Source organism: Gordonia otitidis NBRC 100426, from assembly GCF_000248075.1.
GTDB lineage: Bacteria > Actinomycetota > Actinomycetes > Mycobacteriales > Mycobacteriaceae > Gordonia > Gordonia otitidis.
Map to the genome: position 1 here is coordinate 1 of NZ_BAFB01000190.1, position 18,908 is coordinate 18,908.

General features: G+C 65.7%; 17 protein-coding genes. 12 read left to right on the forward strand and 5 right to left on the reverse strand.

Translation table 11 applies throughout. The features are described from left to right. On the forward strand, positions 1-742 hold a 742-nt coding region (locus GOOTI_RS18585; RefSeq protein ID WP_007240160.1), incomplete at its 5' end, for a solute symporter family protein. Positions 743-832: 90 nt separating this feature from the next. On the opposite strand, the gene GOOTI_RS18590 is transcribed toward GOOTI_RS18585, so the two are convergent. Continuing rightward, the gene (locus tag GOOTI_RS18590; RefSeq protein WP_007240161.1) at positions 833-2,248 is read right to left on the reverse strand and encodes an amidase; all 1,416 of its coding nucleotides are present in this window, start codon (positions 2,246-2,248) and stop codon (positions 833-835) included. 70 nt (positions 2,249-2,318) lie between these two features. After that, complete coding sequence (locus GOOTI_RS18595) at positions 2,319-2,900, reverse strand: TetR-like C-terminal domain-containing protein (protein ID WP_007240162.1); 582 nt, start codon at positions 2,898-2,900, stop codon at positions 2,319-2,321. An 87-nt stretch (positions 2,901-2,987) separates the two neighbouring features. Here GOOTI_RS18595 and GOOTI_RS18600 point away from each other — a divergent pair, with 87 nt between their 5' ends. The 5 genes from GOOTI_RS18600 (at position 2,988) to GOOTI_RS18620 (ending at position 10,523) form a co-directional block, all read left to right on the forward strand. Next, on the forward strand, positions 2,988-4,235 hold the full coding sequence (locus GOOTI_RS18600) for an MFS transporter (RefSeq protein WP_039994337.1): 1,248 nt from the start codon (positions 2,988-2,990) through the stop codon (positions 4,233-4,235). Between the two features lie 509 nt (positions 4,236-4,744). After that, positions 4,745-6,814, forward strand: coding sequence for a glycosyltransferase family 2 protein (locus GOOTI_RS24800; RefSeq protein WP_169315830.1), 2,070 nt, complete (start codon positions 4,745-4,747; stop codon positions 6,812-6,814). Further along, positions 6,811-8,130, forward strand: a complete 1,320-nt coding sequence (locus tag GOOTI_RS24805; protein ID WP_007240165.1) for an acyltransferase family protein — start codon at positions 6,811-6,813, stop codon at positions 8,128-8,130. The genes GOOTI_RS24800 and GOOTI_RS24805 overlap by 4 nt, the downstream gene beginning before the upstream one ends. Before the next feature lie 70 nt (positions 8,131-8,200). After that, positions 8,201-9,370 carry an acyl-CoA dehydrogenase family protein gene (locus GOOTI_RS18615; RefSeq protein WP_007240166.1) on the forward strand — a complete coding sequence of 390 codons (1,170 nt, stop codon included), beginning with the start codon at positions 8,201-8,203 and terminating at the stop codon, positions 9,368-9,370. A gap of 28 nt (positions 9,371-9,398) precedes the next feature. Next, the gene (locus GOOTI_RS18620) at positions 9,399-10,523 is read left to right on the forward strand and encodes an acyl-CoA dehydrogenase family protein (RefSeq protein ID WP_007240167.1); all 1,125 of its coding nucleotides are present in this window, start codon (positions 9,399-9,401) and stop codon (positions 10,521-10,523) included. Positions 10,524-10,554: 31 nt separating this feature from the next. Here the strand turns inward: GOOTI_RS18620 and GOOTI_RS18625 are convergent, their stop codons facing one another. Together GOOTI_RS18625 and GOOTI_RS18630 are read right to left on the reverse strand one after the other, a co-directional pair. Next, positions 10,555-11,706, reverse strand: a complete 1,152-nt coding sequence (locus GOOTI_RS18625; protein ID WP_007240168.1) for an LLM class flavin-dependent oxidoreductase — start codon at positions 11,704-11,706, stop codon at positions 10,555-10,557. Continuing rightward, positions 11,703-11,897, reverse strand: coding sequence for a hypothetical protein (locus tag GOOTI_RS18630; RefSeq protein ID WP_039994342.1), 195 nt, complete (start codon positions 11,895-11,897; stop codon positions 11,703-11,705). The genes GOOTI_RS18625 and GOOTI_RS18630 overlap by 4 nt, the downstream gene beginning before the upstream one ends. A gap of 181 nt (positions 11,898-12,078) precedes the next feature. Here GOOTI_RS18630 and GOOTI_RS18635 point away from each other — a divergent pair, with 181 nt between their 5' ends. The 4 genes from GOOTI_RS18635 to GOOTI_RS18650 all read left to right on the forward strand — a co-directional run bounded on the left by GOOTI_RS18635 (position 12,079) and on the right by GOOTI_RS18650 (position 15,712). After that, positions 12,079-13,284, forward strand: a complete 1,206-nt coding sequence (locus GOOTI_RS18635) for an LLM class flavin-dependent oxidoreductase (RefSeq protein ID WP_007240170.1) — start codon at positions 12,079-12,081, stop codon at positions 13,282-13,284. Next, the gene (locus GOOTI_RS18640) at positions 13,281-14,615 is read left to right on the forward strand and encodes an NtaA/DmoA family FMN-dependent monooxygenase (protein ID WP_007240171.1); all 1,335 of its coding nucleotides are present in this window, start codon (positions 13,281-13,283) and stop codon (positions 14,613-14,615) included. The genes GOOTI_RS18635 and GOOTI_RS18640 overlap by 4 nt, the downstream gene beginning before the upstream one ends. 78 nt (positions 14,616-14,693) lie before the next feature. After that, complete coding sequence (locus GOOTI_RS18645) at positions 14,694-15,125, forward strand: DUF350 domain-containing protein (RefSeq protein WP_007240172.1); 432 nt, start codon at positions 14,694-14,696, stop codon at positions 15,123-15,125. Between the two features lie 107 nt (positions 15,126-15,232). Continuing rightward, positions 15,233-15,712, forward strand: coding sequence for an SRPBCC family protein (locus GOOTI_RS18650; protein ID WP_007240173.1), 480 nt, complete (start codon positions 15,233-15,235; stop codon positions 15,710-15,712). A 143-nt stretch (positions 15,713-15,855) separates the two neighbouring features. Here GOOTI_RS18650 and GOOTI_RS18655 read toward each other — a convergent pair whose 3' ends face one another. Further along, a complete protein-coding gene (locus GOOTI_RS18655; protein ID WP_007240174.1) occupies positions 15,856-16,656 on the reverse strand; it encodes an HAD-IIA family hydrolase in 801 nt (266 codons plus the stop codon). Positions 16,657-16,756: 100 nt separating this feature from the next. Here GOOTI_RS18655 and moeA point away from each other — a divergent pair, with 100 nt between their 5' ends. Continuing rightward, positions 16,757-18,001 (forward strand): molybdopterin molybdotransferase MoeA, encoded by a 1,245-nt coding sequence (gene moeA, locus GOOTI_RS18660; protein ID WP_007240175.1) that lies wholly within the window; start codon positions 16,757-16,759, stop codon positions 17,999-18,001. A 93-nt stretch (positions 18,002-18,094) separates the two neighbouring features. Next, a complete protein-coding gene (locus tag GOOTI_RS18665; RefSeq protein ID WP_007240176.1) occupies positions 18,095-18,907 on the forward strand; it encodes a phosphatidylserine decarboxylase in 813 nt (270 codons plus the stop codon). The last annotated feature ends 1 nt before the right edge of the window (position 18,908 follow it).

The window sequence follows — 18,908 nt, forward strand, 5'->3', positions numbered from 1 at the left end:
GATCGCACTGATCGGTGCGTTCTACCTCTTCACCCTCGTCCTCGGTTACGGCGCCGCAGCCATCGTCGGTCCCGATCGCATCATGTCCGCTGCGGGCAAGGAGAACGCCGCGGCACCGTTGCTCGCCTTCGAACTCGGCGGTGTGGTGCTGCTCGGAGTGATCTCCGCTGTCGCCTTCGCGACAATCCTCGCGGTGGTGGCCGGCTTGACCATCACGGCATCAGCGTCGTTCGCGCACGACATCTACGGCAGTGTCATCAAGCGCGGCAAGGCAAGCGAGGCCGACCAGGTTCGCGTGTCCCGGGTGGCGGCGGTGACGCTCGGCGTGTTGGGCATCGTTCTCGGCATCCTGGCGAACGGGCAGAATGTGGCATTCCTGGTCGCACTCGCGTTCGCGATCGCCGCGGCGGCGAACCTGCCGACGATCTTGTTCTCGCTGTACTGGAAGCGGTTCAACACGCGCGGCGCGCTGTGGAGCATCTACGGCGGACTCGGGCTGACGCTGATCCTGATCATCTTCTCTCCTGCGGTGTCGGGCAAGGCCACATCGATGCTCCCCGGTTCCGACTTCGCGTGGTTCCCGCTGGAGAACCCCGGCATCGTGGCGATACCCATCGCGTTCCTGCTCGGGATCGTCGGCACCCTCACTGCTCCGAAGGACCGCGGCACACCCGAACGCAACGCGGAGATGGAGGTACGGTCCCTCACCGGTATCGGCGCGGAAAAGGCTGTGGCGCACTGACCTCGACGGTGACAGCTCGCCGGGTACTCGAGACACTCGAGTGCCCGGCGGTCTCGTGTGATCGGCGGACGGGCGATCTCGACACTCGATTCAGCGGACGTCCTGGATTCGCGCGAACGGGCAGGCCGCCTCCAGTTCGACAGCCAGCTCGAGCAGTGTGCGCTCGTCGCCGAGGTCGGCACAAAAGTGCACGCCGATCGGCAGGCCCGTCGACGACTGCGCGAGCGGCAGGCTGACGGCGGGTGTACCGGAGGTGTTGTTGATGGGAGTGAACGAGACATAGCGGATGAGTCGATCGAAGATGACGTCGAAGTCGCCTGCGGGATCGAGGTATCCGATCTCCGGGGTGGTGTGCGCGAGCGTCGGTGACAGCACGACGTCGAATCGGGTGAACAGCTCTCGGAATGCTGTGGTCGATCGCTTCAACGCGCGCATCATCGAAGGTGTGTGCCACATCCGACGCAGGTACTTACGAGAGAGCCCGAGCGTGAATGCGTCGAGCTTCGAACGGTCGAACTCCTTGCCGTAGGAACGTTTTCCGAAGTGGTCGATGAAGAATGCCAACAGCGCCCAGTACTCGGTGAAGTCGTCGACGTAGCGCCTGTCCACCGGAACCGGCACATGCTCGACGCCGTGGCCGAGTGACTCGAGTAGCTGGGCGACGCTCGCGACCGCATTCTCGGTGTCGCGGTCGAGAAGTTGTCCGGTGATCGGTTCGGTCATCATCGCGACGCGCAGGCGACGACGAATGGGAGTGTCGGCCAGTCCAGTTCCCGGGAGATCTCGTGCGGGGTGGAATTTCTCGGCATCGGCGAGGAAGTGCGCGGTGTCCCGGACCGATCGGCTCACGATTCCGTTGGCGATGAGATCGATGGGCATCTGCTCGGATTCCGCCGTCAACAGCAGCCGACCACGGCTCGGCTTGAATCCCACCAGACCGCATGCTGCCGCAGGGATACGGATCGAACCGCCACCGTCGTTCGCGTGAGCGATCGGCAGCGCTCCCGCGGCGACCAGCGCCGCCGATCCGCCCGATGACGCACCGCAGGAGTAATCGGTGTCCCACGGATTGCGCGTCGGCTCTCTGTCCACGAATTCCGTTGTCGCAGTGAGCCCGAACGCCGGAAGGGTGGATGCACCGACAACGTTGACGCCGGTCGAGCAGAACTGCTCGAGGAGTGGTTCGGTCTCCGTCGCTGATCGATCAGGCGTCGCAGCAGAACCGTTGCGCGTCGGTATCCCTGCAAATCCGGTGTTGTTCTTCACGATCGAGGGGACACCGGCGAAGGAGCCCATTCCGAAGTCGGCATCGACGGCGCGCTTGCGGGCGCGCTCACGGTCGTCGAAGGCGACCGCATTGAGCGCGGAATTCACCGAGTCGATGCGATCGAGCGCGGCGTCGACCGCTTCGACCGCCGAGATCTCGCCTGCCGCGATGGCCGCGCCGACACCCACCCCGTCGAGTTCGCCGAGCGCGTCGTCGCGGAAGGCATGTACATGCTGCATGGGCCGAAGCCTAGTCATGGAGGGCGGCCCGCAGAGCAGGACCGACAGAACCGGTCTCAGGTGCGTCTACTCACCGCACCATAGCCATGACATCTGCAGCGAGGTCGGTGGCGTAGTCGTCGTCGATCGGCAGCGCGAAGACCGCATGGTGGTAGAGCGGGGCGATGATGTGATCGAGTACCTGCCGCACACTGGGCGTCTGTTCTCCGCGCGCAGCGGCGCGCTCGATCATCCGCGTCGCCTGCTCCCGCCTGATCTCCCAGCACGGACACGCTTCGACGATGCCGTCACGTGCCGACGCCATCGCACGCAGATAGGCCCGGCGCTTCGGCCGAGCGATGTCGGAAGCGATGATGCGTGACCAGTCACCGAGATCATCGGCGAGTATGCCGTGATCGGGCAGTTCCTCCCCCTGCGTCAGCGCAGCCACCGCGACTTCTTCGAGCAGGTCGCCGATGGTCCCCCATCTGCGGTAGATGCTGGTGGGGTTCACTCCGGCGAGTTCTGCGACCTGCGGGATGGTCATGGTCTCGCGTTCACCGCCACCGACGAGCTGACCGACCGCCGTGTACACCGCGCTCTGCACACGGGCACTGCGTCCACCCGGGCGCTTGCCGTGCGTGTGAGCGGTTGCCTGCGACGTTCCAGCCATGCGACCATTATTGCAAAGTTTGTTGCTTTTAGGGCAAGCCCCACATACATTGAGCTTAATGCAATCGGGATTGCTTTAGGAGGCACCGTGACGGCCACAGCGGAAACCGCTACTCGACGACGCCGCGGCGCTCGTCCGCTGCACCCCCACCGCGCATTCTGGATCGTCACGGCAACCATGATCACGGTGCTCTTCGCCTCCGCGGCGCCGTCACCGCTGTACCCCGTCTACCAACAGCTGTGGGACTTCTCGCCGTTCACCCTCACCGTCGTCTTCGCGGTCTACGTGGCGACGATGCTGGTCAGTTTGCTCACGGTCGGCTCACTCTCCGATCACATCGGACGACGGCCAGTCCTCGCCGTGGCCCTCGTCCTACTCATCGCCAGCATGGTGCTGTTCGTCGTCGCCGACAGCGTCGGACTCCTGATCGCCGCCCGCGCACTGCAGGGCCTGGCAACCGGCGCGGCGATCGGCACGCTGACCGCGACCGTCGTCGACATGCAACCGTCCCAGCGCCTCGGTTCGGCGATCACCGGAGCCGGACCGACGGTCGGACTCGCGGGAGGCGTCGTCGTCGCCGGAATACTCGTTCAGTACGCGCCCCAGCCGAGGTTTCTGGTGTACGAGCTGACCCTCGCGGCATTCGCGATCCTGCTCGTCGCACTTCTGATCGTCCCGGAGACGTCACAACGCGTCGGATTCGATTCGCACCGCCATATGTGGCGAACCCTCGTCCCCCAGGCGTCGGTGCCGTCGGCCCTGCAGCGTCTGTTCCTGACGGCGATCCCCGCGTTCGTGGCCACCTGGTCGATGGGAGGCCTCTATCTCTCCCTCGGGTCGTCGGTGGTGGCACGTGTGTTCGGCATCGCCAACCACGGCGCCGCCGGTGCAGTCCTGTTCGTGTTCTTCGCCTCGGGCGCGGTCACGTCCCTCACCATCACAGCCTGGGGTGCCGATACGAAGCTCACGTTCGGCTACCCGGCACTCGCCGGCGGCGCGATCATCTCCCTGGCAGGTGTGCTCACCTCGCTGCTCCCGCTCTACATCATCGGGTCGATCATCGCGGGGTCGGGCTTTGCCGGAACATTCCTCGGCGCGCTGGACAGCATCAGCGATCAGACGCCACCGCATCAGCGGGGGCAGGTCTTCTCTGCCGTCTTCATCACGAGCTACATCGCGTTCAGCGTGCCGGCTGTGATCGCGGGGCTCGTTGTGTCGCACATCGGGTTACAGGAAACCGTCGTCTGCTACGTGGCGTACGTACTCGTCGTCACGGTGCTCGGCGCGGGCGTCACCGCATGGACTCGGCGCAGGCGGGGCCAAGAAGGCGAGTGAGCGCAATCACATTGCGCCAGCACGGATCGACAGATCACCCCTGCGGGTACGGCGCCAGAGGTGAGCGCCGCAATCCGATGAACCACCAACGCGAGGTCGATCACCGAACAAGCTGTCACACAGCGTATTTCGAAAGCGCCCAGTAGGTCGACCGTCGCAGTCCAGACGACGACCTTCGTTCGACGGACGAAAAATACTGGCGTCTAATGTAACTCGCGTATACGCGCTCTGTCCTCCGTTCGTCCGATACGACCAAGTCCTGATGGCACACGCGTCTGATGAACGCTAATCTCGAGCCACGGGACGTGGGGGGCCACCCGCGACCGCCACCACGGTCAACGCCGATCGGCACACACGATCTACTCCCCCTCTTGGTCCGTCATCGCCAACGAGACATGCCGATGACCGTCCGCACTGCGCTCCGCTTGTCATCCCGGAAACGTTGTCATCCCGGAAGCGTCGTCATCCCTGAAACCGCTGAGTTCCAACTCATCCGGAGGCCATCCGCCATGCCCGAAGAACCTGCGACGTCCGTCGCGATGCCACCGGCAAGCCATGCCATGCCGGCCCCGCCGGAGCTTGCACGCCCGCCGCGTCACCATCATCGGCCCGCTGATGACGAGTCCGAAATCGAAGTCGTCGAGGCACTGGTCTCACATCTGGGCCAACCGGTGGTCTCCGACTCCCACAAACGGGAACGCCCGCGGTTCCTCGTCGTCCTCACTCCCGGTGACCACGACGAGTACGGCACACTGCGCGACCCAGCCCTGCTCCGCGCGCTGGCTCAGGGACTGCGCAGCGAGGTGGCAGCGAGCCTGCTTCACCTGGAGAACGTGTGGGTCGACACCGAGCAGCACATCGTCGTGGCACTGATGTCGGCGAAGAACGCTCGTGAACTGCGCACACGAGTCACGTCGATCTGCGATTCACTGACCAATGTCCCGTGGTCGCTCACCGACGGCAGCACTCATCGGGTAGACCTGGGAGCGGGCTACTCCCGGATTCCGGACACGATCACGGCCGACCGTGCAATTGAAATAGCCTCCACCACTGCCAAATCCGCTCAGCAGTCACTCACCCGGCGCGATCTGGTATGCCTCGGTCCGCAACGGACGGCACACCATTGGACGCTCCTCCCATCTCGCTTACGCCTTCCGCTGCAGATAATCGCAGTGCTCTGCCTCAGCACTGTGGGACCGTTCCTGATCATGCGATTGACCTATGCGTTCGGCTTCGACAGCGCGACATTGTTTTACGTCGGAGTCGTTGTGGCCCTTGCCTTCACCGCAATTCTCATCTGGACGGAATCGCTACACGCACTGACGCCGATGACGCTGCCACCGACTCCGGAGACCCGGCCGCCAGTGGCGACAGCCATCGTTGCGGCTTACCTCCCCAACGAGGCGGACACCATCGTCGAGACACTCGCACACGTCCTGGGACAGGACTACCCGGGTGAGCTACAGGTGATTCTCGCCTACAACTCCCCAGTAGAGCTCCCGGTGGAAGCGCAACTACGACAGCTGGTGCGAGTCCACCCAGAGCTCGAGATCCTCAAGGTAGGTGACAGCACGTCGAAAGCGCAGAATGTCAACGCGGCGTTGCAGATCGCTCGCGGCGAGTTCATCGGTGTCTTCGATGCCGATCATCATCCCGTCCCCGGATCGTTTACTCGCGCATGGCACTGGATCGCCGACGGCGCCGATGTCGTGCAGGGCCACTGTGTGGTGCGCAACGGAGACGACTCGCTCATCGCTCGTGCAGTGACCATCGAGTTCGAGCAGATCTACGCGGTCAGCCATCCAGGACGTAGCAGTTTGCACGACTTCGGCATCTTCGGTGGCTCGAATGGCTACTGGCGTGCGACAACGCTTCGCCGGGTGCGTATGCGGGTCGACCGGTTGACGGAGGACATCGACGCGTCCATCCGCTCGATCCTCACCGGCGCCAGTATCGTCAGCGATCCCGGGCTGATCAGTCGAGAACTCGCCCCGGTCACGCTCTCTGCGCTGTGGCGGCAGCGGATGCGCTGGGCACAGGGCTGGTTTCAGGTGTCCATGCGCCAACTCCCATCGGCGATGACGTGCCGTTCGGTGAGTGTGCGTCAACGGCTCGGAATGTTCGTGCTGTTCGCGTGGCGTGAGGTCTACCCGTGGATCTCACCGATGATCATCGGAGTACTCGCCTTCCTCTGGTGGCGGGACGGGAGCCTGTCATGGTCGTCGCCATTGTTCCTGTTGACCACCCTGTACACGCTGGCCGCCGGACCGATCCAGATCATGTTCGCCTGGCGGCTCTCGGTGCCGGAGGTACGAGAACGCAAGTGGTGGTTCGTCTGGTATCTGCTCATCGCGTCTCCGATCTACAACGAGTGGAAGAACCTCGTCGCACGCGTCGCACAGGTGAAAGAGATCATGGGAGAACACGAATGGCATGTCACTCCTCGAGGGACCATGCGGGCATTCGTACCGTCGACAGCCGGTGATCCGCAGTCGGGCTCGACCGGTGTGGCGCCACATCGCCAGATCATCGCAGGCGCGGTGACCGCACCTGTGACCGCCGACAGGAGCCTCGCATGACCCAGCATACAACCACGGACGCAACAGCTTTCGCTCGTCATCGGTCACCCAGGAGTGCGATACCCTTCGTCGCACGGTTTGATCCGGTCGCCCCGGCCCACCGCCGACGGTTCCCGCTCGATCCGGTGCGCGCGATCGCGGCCATGGTGGTGATCGTGACGCATGTGCACAGCAACCAACTGCTGACCATCACCCATCCGAGCGATGGTGAGGTCCGCCTCAATCACACGCTCGAAGTGTTCGCAGACGCGTCGGTGACGGTGTTCTTCGTCCTGAGTGCATTCGTGCTGTATTTGCCTGCCGCCCGCGCCGCGATGGCGGGCAGGAATTCGACGACGTGGAAGGACATGCTGCTGCGCCGAATCGTGCGTCTGTTACCGCTGTACTTCATCGTGGTGCTCGTCGTGTGGTCAGCAACCAACACCCGGCTTCCAGGGACGTGGCAGGACCTCCTGCTACACATGTCCATGCTGCACGTTTACAGCGACCGCTACATCTTCTGGACCGATGGCCCCGCGTGGTCGCTCGCCGTCGAGTTCCACTTCTACGTTCTCATGGCGATCGTGACGCCCCTCGCCACGGCATGGGCGATCCAGAGCCATTCGCCCCGTATTCGTATCGCACGGATGTCGGCATTCCCAGCGGTCCTCGCTGTCGCGGGCGTCGTCTATCTGATGTGGGCTGTGCGGACCTATTCGCACGACCGCTGGAGTGTGTGGTTCGGCCCACTGGGAATGATGTCCATCTTCGCCATGGGCATGGCCTTGGCGGTCGCGGTGGCAGGAGGCGTCGAATTGCGGAGCGCGTGGGTTCGTCGATCACTCGCCCTCGGAGCGCTGGGCGTGTTCGTCCTGGTCGCCACGCTCCGCGACCCGCTGAACACCTCCGACCAACTGTGGCGCCTCGCACTGGGAGTGGCGTCAGCAGCACTCATCTCCTCGATCGTGATGACGACCGGTCAGGTACCGCGGTGGTTGACCTGGCGACCGTTGGTCGCACTCGGCGTGTTCAGTTACGGGATGTATCTGCTGCACGAACCACTCATGCGATTCGCACGGTGGGTGGGTGTACTGCTCCCTGGCGACCTCGGGATCGGCGGTTTCATCGGTTCGGCTGCCGTCGTGCTCACTCTCACGATCTTTGCCGCGAGGTTCAGCTTCAACTACGTCGAGTCGAATGCGATGCGCATCCTGTCGACGTTCGAGACCGGCGGCAGGTTCCGCGAGTACTACTCCCGCACGCTTGACACGGCCGAACTACCGGACAACCGCAAACTCTCGACGGCCACGTCAGCCTCCGCCGGATCGCACGACTAGGGCACGATCGGGCGCCAACCATCGTGCCCGTACTTTCGCACGACAGGTGCTAAAGGGTAAGACTGGTTACATGCACTTGAAGTTCGATTCAGATGAACAGAAGTTCCGCGAAGAACTCCAGAGCTTCTTCACGACGAAGATCCCCGAGGAGATCCGTCAGCGTGCAGCAGCAGGCACGCTGAACCTGCCCGACGACATCGTCACCACACAGCGCATTCTCAACGCCGATGGCCTGGCGACGCCGGGCTGGCCGAAGGAGTGGGGTGGCCGTGACTGGTCCCCCATCCAGCGCAACATCTACCACGATCAGCTCAGCCTGAACTTCGTCCCCGATCCGCTGACGTTCAACGTCAACATGGTGGGCCCGGTCATCGCGACGTTCGGTTCACAGGAAATCAAGGAGCGGTTCCTCCCGGCGACGGCCAACCTCGACATCTGGTGGTGTCAGGGCTTCTCCGAGCCCGAGGCGGGCTCCGACCTCGCGTCGCTGAAGACCAGGGCGGTGCGCGACGGCGACCACTACATCGTCAACGGTCAGAAGACGTGGACCACCCTCGGGCAGTACGCCGACTGGATATTCTGCCTCGTCCGCACCAACCCTGACGTGAAGAAGCAGGCAGGCATCAGCTTCCTGCTCATCGACCTCGACACCCCGGGAATCGAGATGCGCCCGATCAAGCTGATCGACGGCAGCGTCGAGGTCAACGAGGTGTTCTTCAACGACGTCAAGGTGCCCGTCGAGAACCTCGTCGGCGAGGAGAATGCGGGCTGGACCTACGCCAAGTTCCTCCTCGGCAACGAGCGCACCGGCATCGCACGCGTCGGCTGGACCAAGACCAAGCTCGCCGAGGCCAAGAAACTCGCCGCCGCGACGAAGACCGCGAACGGCACTCTGCTCGAGGACCCGCTGTTCGCGGCACGCCTGGCAGAACTCGAGACCGAACTGCTCGCACTCGAGGTCACCCAGTTGCGCGTCGTCGCCGGTTCGGCAGACGGCAAGCCCAACCCGATCTCGTCGCTGGTCAAGTTGCGCGGCAGCGAACTGCAGCAGTCGGCGACGGAGTTGCTCGCCGACGTCGCGGGTGCGCGCGGCCTTGCCGTCGACGCACCCGGCGTCGGGACACCGGAATGGGCCCAGCTCGCCGTACCCGAGTACCTCAACTACCGCAAGGTCACCATCTACGGAGGGTCGTCGGAGGTACAGCGCAGCATCATCTCGTCGTCGATCCTCGGCCTGTAGTCGGCCCAGCAGAACCTGGAGTAACACAATGGATTTCGAGCTCACCGAAGAGCAGGCACTGCTGCGCGACACCGTCCGCAGCGTGTTCAAGAGTTATGACATCGAGAAGATCCGCGCGGTCTCGGAGACCGAGAGCGGATGGTCGCCCTCGATCTGGGCGTCGCTCGCCGAGATCGGCATTCTCGGGCTGCCGTTCAGCGAGGATGCCGGCGGAACGGGCGCGGGACCGGTCGAGGTCAGTTCACTGATGGGCGAGATAGGGCGGAGTCTTGCGCCGGAGCCTGTCCTGTACGGCGCGCTGCTTCCTGGTGTCGTCATCGACCGCGTCGCGTCGGGTGATCGCCGGACCAGTCTGCTGACCGAGGTGTCGGAGGGAAGACTGCTGCTCGGATATGCACACGCCGAGCCCGAAGATCGTTGGCCCGCAGCCGGGGTCACCACCACGGCGACCGGCGCGAGCGACGGAGTCACCCTCGAGGGCGTCAAGTATCCCGTCCTCGCGGGCGACGTGGCACAGAAGTTCGTGGTCAGCGCCCGACGTCAGGACGGAACCGTCGGACTGTTCCTCGCCGACGCCGACGCGTCCGGGGTGACTGTCGACGGTTTCCGCACCTACGACGATCGTCGTGGCGCGCGGGTCACGTTCGCGGGCACCCCAGCCGTCGAACTCGCCGACGGTGACCAGTCCGCTGCGCTCTCCTATGCGGAGATCTTCACGCAGACCGCCCAGTGCGCCGAGGCCGTGGGCGCGATGGAGCGTGCAATGGAACTGACGACCGACTACCTCAAGTCACGCAAGCAGTTCGGGGTTCCACTCAAGACGTTCCAGACGCTCACACAGCGTGCGTCGGACGTGTACGTGGCACTCGAGTTGGCGCGCAGCATGAGTTTGTACGCGACGGCATCACTGAACGACGGTGTCGACGATCCGTCGGTCTACAGCCGTGCGAAGCTCCAGATCTGCCGCTCCGCACGCAAGGTCGGCCAGGAGGCCATCCAGATGCACGGCGGCATCGGCATGACCGCGGAATACCCTGTGGGACATTACGTCGCACGTCTCACTGCGATATCACGCACGCTCGGCGACGCCGACGAACACGTCAGCGCTCTCGCGAGCAGGCTCGGCGAGTACGAGATGGTGACGGTCAACTGAGCTGACCGTCAGAGCGTGGCGGCGTGGGGGTTCACCGACTCGAGTCGGTGAGCCCCCATTCTGCTGCCAGGAGCTGGTGGGAGCGCAGCCTGTCCTCGAGATCGTATGTGACACTAGTGATCACCAGTTCATCGGCGCCGGTCACCCGGGCCAGTGTGTCGAGCCGTTCGGCGACCGTCGACGGCGATCCGACGAACTGGGTGCGGATCCGGTCGTCGACAACAGCGCGTTGTTCGGCCGTGAGCGGCGACGCTGTCGTCGGATCGAGATAGGGCTGCGCCCCGCGACCGGTGCGGATGTCGTGCACCCAGTGGCCGTAGGTAGACGCGAGATGTGTTGCCGCCGAGTCGTTGTCAGCGACGACCACGTCGGCGGACACCACCACGTACGGCCGCGACAGCCGCCCCGAAGGCCGGAAATGCGCACGATAGGCATCGACGGCCTCGAGAACGGTTGCGGGACTCACGTGATAGTTCGCGACGAACGGCAGCCCCTCGGCACCGGCGACCTGGGCGCTCTGGCCCTTGCTACTGCCGAACACCCAGACCTGCACGTCGGCCTCCTCCCCGGGCACTGCATGCAATTCGACGTCGCCGACGCGAAGTCCGCCGTCGAGGAATGCCAGGACGTCGCAAACCGCGTCACCGAAATCGGGTTGGATCGCACCGTCGAACTCCAGCGCTGCTGCAGTGGCACCGATCAGGGGCGACGAGAGTACCTCCGCGGCGGCGAACGGCTGCGGAAGGAGTAGCCCGTCGACGACACGTTCAGGCTCCGCGGATGGCCGCTGCGCCGTGGGTGTGCGTGCGGCGTCGAGCAATTCGGTACGACGCTGCCCCGAGCGGCCGAGTCCGAGATCGAGGCGGCCGGGAAAGACGGCGTCGACGGTCCCGAAGGCCTCGACGACCGATGCCTTGCTGTGATGACCGAGTTGGACCGCTGCGCTACCCACCCGGATCGACTGCGTCGCGGCAGCGACCAGTGCTATCAGGGTGGCAGTCGACGACGAACCCACCGCGACGAAATGGTGCTCGGCGAGCCAGAAGCGCCGATAGCCCCATTCCTCGACCGCGCGTGCGAGTGCGATGCTGTTGCGGATCGCCTCCACGGGCGACGAGCCCGCGCTGATCGGGGCGAGGTCGAGGACCGAGAGCGGCAGCGGCGCAGCCCGTCCCGTGCTCATCGGCCCGTCTCGCGGGTGGACAGAGCGGTGGCACCGTCGTACCCGTGAGCGGACGTGACGCCGGAGTCATCCGACCACGCGTACATCGCAGCAGACGATTCGGGGGTGAGACCTGCTGCTGCACGCAACAGCATCTGATGGTGCGTGTCGACCAGCTGCGACACCGCGCTCACCCTGGACAACCAACTCATCGTCACTCCCATGGCTTGATCCCCGACAGGTCGTCTTCCCGTCTGGTGCGGCCCAACGGTCTTCGAGCCGCGATCTCCCAGTAAGCACCCGTTCGTCGGTACGGAGAACCGTTGCACTCACGCTGATCTTTTGACCGCCGGTCGGGAAGATGTGCCGGCGACGCAGCCGTTAGGACTCCTCGTGAGTGATTCAACGTCGCTGTCGTTGGCCATCGGACTGCAAGGCGCTGGTCGACATCCGGCCGCATGGCGAGACCCCGAGGCGCGCCCCGACGCACTGTTCACCGCGCGATACTGGCGTGAGGCCATTGTCGCCGCCGAACGCGCCGGTGCCGACTTCGTGACCCTCGACGACGGCTTCGGGGTACGGCCTCCGCTTCCCCACGAGCTGTCGACCAGCGGTCGGCCGGTGCGGACGGACCTCGTCAACGGCAGACTCGACACCGTGCTGGTCGCGGCGCGCATCGCGCCGCTGACCACGCGGATCGGTCTCCTGCCCACCGTGACGGTCACGCACAGCGAGCCGTTCCACACGTCGAAGGCAATCGCCACGCTCGACTACGTCAGCAGCGGTCGCGCAGGAGTCCTGCTGGCCGTCGACGACAGTCCGGACAACGTCCGGCTGTTCGGACGGCGTGATGCGGAGACGATTTCGGACAGGTCTGCGCTACACCGCGAAGCCGCCGACTACGCCGAGGTGCTCAGTCGGCTGTGGGACTCGTGGGAGGACGACGCCGAGATCCGCGACGCCTCGACCGGTCGCTTCATCGACCGGGATCGGGTGCACCACATCGACTTCGACGGCGAATTCTTCGCTGTTCGCGGGCCGTCGATCACACCGCGGCCACCGCAGGGCCGACCTCCCATCGCGGCGACGGCGTCCGCCGGCGAGCGGTCGTCGCGTGAATTCCTCGATGGCAGTGCGGACATCGGGTTCTTTCCGAATGCCGAGGACCGCGCGGCGTCCGACACGACAGCCGGTGACAGTGACCGCGAGGGTCTGCGCCGCTACGACGATCTCGTGGTGTACCTCGACGACACGCAGCAGGCGGCGTCGGACCGTCGTGCGTGTTACGACGACTGGCTCGGTGCCGAATTCGACGACGTAACGCAGACATTCGTCGGCACCGCCACCGGACTGGCCGACCTGATCGAGGAGCGCAACGAGCTGGGGGGCCGACCGTCGGGAATCCGATTGCATCCGGCAGCGATCACCCACGATCTGGCTCGCATCGCCGACGACCTGGCGCCCGAACTCCTCCGTCGCAGCCTCGTCGTGGACGCGGCGTCGAATCCTGCAGGCCCACAAAGCCTCAGAGACCGGCAGGGACTCGTGCGCCCGGCCAACCGTTATGCACGCGCAGCCGTCGGAGGCGGTGTCCGATGACCAAACAGGTTCACCTGGCAGCACATTTTCCCGGGGTCAACAACACGACCGTCTGGAGTGACCCCGCCGCCGGAAGCCACATCGACTTCTCGTCTTTCACCCACTTCGCGCAGACAGCAGAACGCGGGCTGTTCGATTTCCTCTTCCTCGCGGAGGGGCTACGACTGCGGGAACAGAACGGACAGATCTACGACCTCGACGTCGTCGGCAGACCCGACACCTTCACGATCCTCGCGGCGGTCACCGAGCATCTCGGACTCGCGGGCACGATCAACTCGACGTTCAACGAACCCGTCGAAGTGGCACGACAATTCGCGACCCTCGACCACCTGTCCGACGGTCGAGCAGCCTGGAACGTCGTGACCTCGTGGGATGCGTTCACCGGCGAGAACTTCCGCCGAGGCGGATACCTCGCGGCTGATCAACGCTACGTGCGGGCTCGAGAGTTCCTCGAGACCGCCGTCGAGCTGTGGGGTTCGTGGGAGAACGACGACGTGATCGCCGACCGTTCGTCGGGTGAGTTCCTGCGCCGACCGCAGGCCGGGCGGTTCGCACGCGTCGACTCGCAGTTCGACGTCAGCGGGACGTTCCCTGTGCCGCGGAGCCCTCAGGGACGTCCGGTCATCTTCCAGGCGGGAGACTCCGACGAGGGGCGCGAGTTCGCCGCGGCACGCGCGGACGCGATCTTCTCGCGGCACTCCACACTCGACGAGGGCCGCACGTTCTACACCGACGTGAAACGGCGTCTCGCGGCGTACGGACGTAGCCCCGACGATCTGCTGATCCTGCCCGCGGCCACGTTCGTCGTCGGCGACACCGACGAGGACGCGGCCCACCTCGCCCACCAGATCCGGCTCGCGCAGGTGAGCGGGCAGACCGCGATCAAGTTCCTCGAGCAGCTGTGGAATCGCGACCTGAGCAACCACGATCCCGACGGCCCCCTGCCCACCGTCGACCCCCTGCCCGGGGAGAACACCATCGCCAAGGGCCGCGCGAGTGTGCGCATCCGCGAGGATCCCCGCGACGTCGCAGCTCGCTGGCGAGCCCTCGCGGAGTCGAAGAACCTCAGCACGCGCGAACTGATCATCGAGGTCACCGGCCGTCAGGCGTTCGTCGGATCGGCGCGCACCGTCGCGAACGAGCTCAACCGCTTCGTCCAGCACGACGCGAGCGACGGATTCATCCTGGTCCCGCACCTCACTCCGGGCGGACTCGACCGCTTCGTCGACGAGGTGATCCCAGAGCTCCAGGACCTCGGGGTGTACCGGACCGCCTACCCCGGCGGGACACTGCGGCACAACCTCGGACTCGCCGACGTCGTCGCGGGTTAGGGTTCTCGTGGGTGTCGCGCCCGCGTGCACCTCTGAGTACCTCACCGACCACGCGTCGGCGACGAGGGGAGATCACAGGTGGACGCAGTGTTCGGCGACAATCTGGCCTGGGGCGCGTCGTTCAGCATCATGGGTGTTGCCCTGCTGGTCGTCGGTTTCGGCGCCCTCGATCTGGTGACACCGGGGCGGCTTCGGCAGCTCGTCTGGGTGGACAACAACCGCAACGCGATGATCCTCACGACGTCGATGGTCGTCGGTATCTCGTTCGTCCTCGTCGCGTCCGTCGTCGACACCGCAGGCATGGTGCTGTGGAAGGCACTCCTCTACTCGCTCGCCTACGTGGTGCTGACCATCGCGGTGATGATGTGGTCGTTCGTACTGATCGACTGGCTCACCCCCGGCAAGCTCGGGACGATCCTCCTCGAGAACGACACACATCCGGCGGGCTGGATCTCGGCGGCGGTCTTCGTCGGCGTTGCTGCGGTGTTCGGCACCGTGCTGATCGTGTGAGCGCTTATTGACTGTCCGACAATAGGCGTTCTAGGGTGATGCAGACCTGTGACCGGCGACACCGTCGACCGGTCTTCTCTGCCGCCACCACAGAACCCGGGGGAACCATGACCGCCGCACTGCTCGAAGAGTCCATCGACGTCGACGCGACGCCAGCTCAGGTCTGGGCGGTGATCTCCGACCTCGCCCGCATGGGCGAGTGGAGCCCGCAGTGCGCAAAGATGTTCATCCTCGGCGGCCAGGTCAAGCTCGGCACCCGCACCATCAACATCAACCGTCGCGGACCGCTCGTCTGGCCGACGACGGCGAAGGTCGTGCGGTTCGCACCGAATCAGGAGATCGGGTTCCGCGTCGCCGAGAACCACACGGTGTGGAGCTACACCATCGAACCGAACAAGGCCGGCGGCGTGACGGTGACCGAGCGTCGGGAAGCTGCGGGCGGGAAGACAACCAAGGTGTCGTCCACCCTGGTCGACGCCGTGTTCGGCGGGGCCGACTCGTTCGAGGAAGAACTCAAGGTCGGAATGGCCGAGACGCTAGGCAAGATCAAGCGCGCGGCCGAGTCGAGCTCCGTGCGGGCTGCCTGACCCGCACAGTCGGCGACCAGAAGCGCACAGTCGACGACCAGAAGCGCACAGTCGGCGGGGTCACTCGTCGAGTGGGCGCCCCCTGGCGTCGACTGTGCACTCCCTGGCGTCGAGTGGGCGCCCCCTGGCGTCGACTGTGCACCTCACGAGCCGTCGAGCTTCTCCATGAGGGCCGGTAAGTCGGCGACGGAGCCGATCACGTGATCGGGAACCGGACCGAACTCGTCGCGCTGCAGCGCCCGCAGGGCCTCCTCACGGAATTTTCCGGTCCGGACGAGCACGCCGATCAGCGCAGACGCCTGGGCTCCGAGGACGTCGTTGTGCATGTCGTCACCGACCATCACCACCTGGGTCGGTTCGAGATTCATCAACTCGACCGCGGCGCGGAATCCCAACGGTGACGGCTTGCCGATCGCACGGATCTTGCGGCCCGACGCTTTCTCCAGACCCTCGAGGTACACGCCGGTGTCGATCGACAGCCCCCGCTCGGTCGACCAGATCATGGACCGGTGCATCGCCACCACCGGCGTACCCGAGAGCATCTTCTCCAGCACGGTCGACAGAGCGGAGTGCGTGAAAACCGGACCGGCGCCCCCGAGTACGACGACCTCGGCCTCTGCCGGGTCGTCGGTCAGTGGGACACCGGTCATGTCCTCGGCGATCGGCCCCTCGTTGAGTACCCAGGTGAGCTTGCCCGGATAGTTCCGGGCGAGAAACTCGGCGGTGAGCTTGGCCGCGGTCAGGATCTCGTGCGGCTCGACGTCGAATCCAGTGTTGGCGAGCGCCTCGGCGATCTGTGAACGAGATCGTGAGGTGGTGTTGGTCAAGAACATTCGCGGATACCCACGCTCGGCGAGATCCTCGATCGCTTCGACGGCGCCGGGCAGCGCATGCCACGAGGTGACCATCACCCCGTCGATGTCGAGCAGCAGACCCAGCGCCATGCTCCGAATCTAGTGCGGGTCGAGCGCGAGCGCAGAGCGGGGAACGCCCCACCGACACAGCTGCTTCATCGGCGTCCGATTCGCGTGGCATGCTGAGCTGATGCGTTCCGTCGCCGACCATCGTTCGATCGTGTGGGAGTTGTTCGGACCACCCGAAGCAGTCCGGGTCGCAGTCCCCGACGCGCTGGGAATGCCCACCGTCCACGACACCCTTGCCGACCTCGCGATGCCCGCCTTCGACAATTCCGCGATGGATGGTTACGCGGTGCGCGCGGCCGACATCGCGACCGCAACGCCGACCGATCCGATCCGGCTGCCCGTCGCCGACGACATCCCCGCCGGCCGTACCGGGCGGGTGACACTCGCGCCGGGCACGGCGGCGCGGATCATGACCGGCGCACCGCTGCCCGACGGCGCTGACGCCGTGGTGCAGGTCGAGCTCACCGACGGCGACTTCGCCGTCGACGCCGCGGCGGAATCGACGGTCGGGTTCACCTCGGCCGTGGACGCGGGCAAGCACATCCGTCGAGCCGGCTCCGACATCGCGAGAGGTGAGATCGCTCTCCCCGCAGGCACGGTGCTCGGCGCCGCGCAGATCGGTTTGTTGTCGGCACTCGGCATCGCCGACGTCGAGGTGGCACGCCAGTTACGCGTCGTAGTGCTCTCGACCGGATCAGAACTGGTCGAACCGGGAAAACCCCTGCGGCACGGGCAGATCTACGAGTCCAACGGCGCCATGCTGACCGCGGCGGTCACCGAGGCCGGCGGACGAGCGCGGCATGTGCACTTCGTCGCCGACAACGTCACCGACTTCCTCGAGCGCCTCGACGAGGCGTCGGCAGACGCCGACCTGATCATCACGTCCGGCGGTGTGAGCGCCGGGGCCTACGAGGTGGTCAAGGACGCACTCGGTGGCACTGACGGAGGCGTCGAGTTCGTGAAGGTCGCGATGCAGCCCGGGATGCCGCAGGGGTGTGGCCATCACCGTGACCCGACCGGGCGTCCGGTTCCGATCATCACACTCCCGGGAAACCCGGTCAGTTCGCTGGTGTCGTTCGAGGTGTTCATCAGGCCTCCGCTGCGCGCGGCGATGGGCTTGCCCGCCCACCGGCCGGGATTTTCCGCCCGGCTCGGCTCCGACGTCCGCTCGCCGGAGGGCAAGAGACAGTTTCTGCGCGGCGTCGTCGTACACGATGCGTCCGACGTCCCACCCGTGGTCGAGCCGATCGGGCCCCCCGGCTCACATCACCTGCGATATCTCGCCGGGGCCAACGCCCTCATCGACATCCCTGCCGAGGTCACGTCGTTGCCTGCCGGTTCGGTCGTCGACGTCGTCGTTCTCTGAGAGTGGCTGCGTCGAGTCGGCCGGGTCGGGCGTCGCTAAGCTGAACGGACGCGACGGACAAGCCCGACGCGACCGACCCGGGAGGATGATCAGGTGGCCAGGCGCCCGCGACCGGACGCATCAGCGCAACATCCGGCAACCGAATCCGACGGCCCGTTGCGCTCCGGCCTGACCCCGACGCATCTACTCGCCCTTGCGCGCGAGACCCTTCCCCCGATCCATCCCGCGGGTTTGCCGTTCGTGGCGGCTGCGTCGGCGGTGGCGCTCGCCGGGCGACGGCGACGGTGGGTAGCCGTACCGGCAACCGCTGCGGCCGGTGCCTGCGCCGCATTCTTCCGACATCCCTCACGAGTACCGCCGACCGAGGCGGGCGTGGTCGTGGCCCCGGCCGACGGAATCGTCAGCCTCGTCGACGAGGCCGTCCCGCCACCGGAGTCCGGCCTCGGACTACAGCCCCGGCCACGCGTGTCGACCTTCCTGTCGATCTTCGACGTCCATGTGCAGCGCGTGCCCATCGGCGGCACGGTGCTGTCGGTGACCCACACGCCGGGGACGTTCGTCTCGGCCGACCTTCCGGAGGCGAGCTCGGCGAACGAGCGCACCACGATGGTGCTGCGACCCGACGGCACACCCTCGCCCGACGACCCCTCCCCGCGCGACACCGACATCGCCGTCGTGCAGATCGCCGGTCTGCTCGCACGTCGCATCGTGTGCGAGCCCGAGGTCGGCGACCACCTCGCCATAGGCGACACGTACGGGCTCATCAGATTCGGCTCGCGCGTGGACGTCTACCTTCCACCGAACACGCAGCAGCGTGTGTTGATCGGGCAGCGCACCGTCGGCGCCGAGACCCCGCTCGCGGTACTCGGTGGGTCGGGGACGACACCTGTCGGCGACGGCGGGTGAC